The organism is Vicinamibacteria bacterium (genome assembly GCA_035620555.1).
Taxonomy (GTDB): domain Bacteria; phylum Acidobacteriota; class Vicinamibacteria; order Marinacidobacterales; family SMYC01; genus DASPGQ01.
This window is the reverse complement of the sequence record DASPGQ010000268.1, coordinates 1-2,483: the sequence shown is the minus strand read 5'-3', so window position 1 is coordinate 2,483 and position 2,483 is coordinate 1. Positions and strand designations below refer to the sequence as shown.

Sequence of the window (2,483 nt, the reverse complement as noted above, 5' to 3'; positions counted from 1 at the left end):
AGCTTGAGCCGGAAGGTCCCGTTCGTACCGGTCGTGGGCACGTAAGTCGTCAGGGCCTCGTCATCTAATGCGAAGACGACGGGAAAATGGCTGTGCCCGAAGAAGCAGATAGGGGTGCGGAAGTAGGGGAACATGTTCAAGGCCTCGATCTCGCCGAAGATGTAGGCGTCTTCATCGAGGGGAGTTCCGTGGGAGATGCTGAAGAGCTCGTCGACTTCGACGGGCCCTTTCGGCAGCGCGCGGAGCCAGCTTCGGTGTCGAGGGAGCAGGTGCTGCTCGGTCCATCGGGCCGACTCGAGGGCGATGCGGTTGAACATTGCTCCATTCTCGAGGCCGCTGCAAACTTTGTCGTGGTTACCGCGAATGATGATCAAATGCTTCAGCCGGCGAATCTCTTCCACGATGCGATTCGGGTCGGCGCCATAACCGACGAGGTCGCCGAGCACGACGGTGCCGTCGAAGCGTTTGCGACGGACGCGTCTCAGTACGGCGGTCAGCGCCTCGAAGTTGGAGTGGACGTCACTCAGGATGAGATATCTCATGACTGAAGGCGGCAGCGGACAAGGAGATCATAGAGGCGTTTCGCGGATTCTTCCACACCTTCCTCACCGAGCTCCAGTCGATGGTCCGCGAGCGCGTAGGCCTGGGCTCGCGACTCGTGGAGGATACGTGCTTCGTCGTCGCTTGTCCACAGTGGCCGGCCCGCACCTCCGCCGACACGCGCGATGAGCACTTCGGGTGGAACGTCGAGCCAGATGCTCACTCCCGCCTCCCGCATGACCGTACGGTTGAACTCGCTCGTATAAGTGCCTCCCCCCGCGGCAATCACCGAGTCGGGCTCTCGGACAATCAGGGCTCGCAGTGCTTCGGTCTCGAGCTGACGAAATCTCTCTTCGCCCTGATGAGCGAAGATGTCGCCGATTGGGGTCCCCGTCGTCCGTTCCAGGCAGTGGTCCAAGTCGAAAAAAGGCAGACCCGATTGTTCGGCGACGCGGGATCCGAGAGTCGTCTTCCCCGCGCCCATGAACCCGATCAAGAAAAATCGCACTCCGAGCTCAACACAACAGTCGGTCGAGGGTCTCCCAGAAGCCAGGATACGAGATCTTCACTTGATCCAAGTGATCGATTTCACAGTCGCCGCCAACGCCGAGCGAGGCGATTGCCCAGGCCATCACCATACGGTGATCGCCGTAGCTGCGCAGCCGCGCAGGCCGCAGCTCGCCGGGGCCTCCGTGGATCACGATTCCGGACTCGAGAGGCTCGATGCGGACTCCGAGGGCTCTCAGCCCCTGCTGAATGGCATACAACCGATCGCTCTCTTTCACCCGGAGCTCGCCCAGCCCTTCCAACCGAGTCGGCCCCTCGGCGAAAGCCGCCACCACCGCCAGAATGGGGATTTCGTCGATGAGCGTCGGGATTTCCGACGGGTCGAGCGAGAATCCATGGAGCTCCCGGCCGCGGACTCGGATCGTTCCCATCGGCTCGCCTCCTGGGCTCGGTGCGGGCTCCCATTCGACGTCGGCATCCATCGCTCGAAGGGCGCGGAGGAGACCGGTTCGTGTCGGATTCAATCCGACGCCGCGCACGACCAGGTCCGAGCCAGGAAGGCTCGCGGCCGCACCCACGAAGAAAGCGGCCGAGGAGAAATCACCCGGGAGGCGAAACTCGTTTCCGATCGGGTCGCGTCCGCCTTCGATGCTTACGGTGCCGTTCGCTACGACGACGGGAATTCCGAAGCCCGCAAGCCCGATCTCCGTGTGGTTCCTCGAGAGCGTGGATTCTCTTACGGTGGTTCGTCCCGAGGCAAAGAGCCCGGCGAAGAGGACGGCGGTCTTCACTTGGGCGCTCGGGACGGGAAGGGTGTAGGAGATTCCGTGGAGCGGGTGGCCTCCCAAGATTCGCAGGGGGAGACGTCCGTCCGTCGTCTCGAAAACGCCGCCCATCTCGGTAAGAGGGTTCACGACGCGGTCGAAGGGCCGTCGCGACAAGCTCGAATCTCCCACGATTCGGCTGTCGAACGATTGGCCGGCGAGAAGCCCGGTAGCCATCCGAGCCGTCGAGCCCGAGTTGCCCGCGTCGAGATCGGAATGGGGGGCCACAAGACCCCCGAGACCCCGGCCGATGATGGTGACGCTCGAACCCTCCTCATTGACTTGGACCCCAAGCGTACGAATCAGCTCGAGTGTGCTGGCACAGTCTCGGCCCGGTGGGAAGGCCTCGAGTCGCGAACGTCCGCGGGAGATCGCAGCAAGAAAAGCGAGCCGGTGCCCAATGGATTTGTCACCCGGCGGATCGATACGACCGCGCAGCCGTAGCTTGGTTCGGGCAGTCATCCTACCGAGTGGCGGACATGGTAGCACGGAACGATGACAAGGGAGTTGTCTCGAGGACGGGAATCATATAGCCTACTTCGCAAGGTTCGGTTCGCCGGCGGCACCATGGGAAACGGTCGAAACTCGGTCGTGATCGACGTCAAGAGCAGC

3 protein-coding genes are annotated in these 2,483 nt (G+C 62.6%); all 3 read right to left on the bottom strand.

Annotated elements, in window-relative coordinates:
- The coding region (locus VEK15_11055) for a metallophosphoesterase family protein (protein ID HXV61223.1) at positions 1-542 on the bottom strand (542 nt) is incomplete at its 3' end.
- Positions 539-1,048 carry a shikimate kinase gene (locus VEK15_11050; GenBank protein ID HXV61222.1) on the bottom strand — a complete coding sequence of 170 codons (510 nt, stop codon included), beginning with the start codon at positions 1,046-1,048 and terminating at the stop codon, positions 539-541. The genes VEK15_11055 and VEK15_11050, both read right to left, overlap by 4 nt.
- A 7-nt stretch (positions 1,049-1,055) precedes the next feature.
- A complete protein-coding gene (gene aroA / locus VEK15_11045) occupies positions 1,056-2,333 on the bottom strand; it encodes a 3-phosphoshikimate 1-carboxyvinyltransferase (GenBank protein HXV61221.1) in 1,278 nt (425 codons plus the stop codon).
- Between the last annotated feature and the right edge of the window lie 150 nt (positions 2,334-2,483).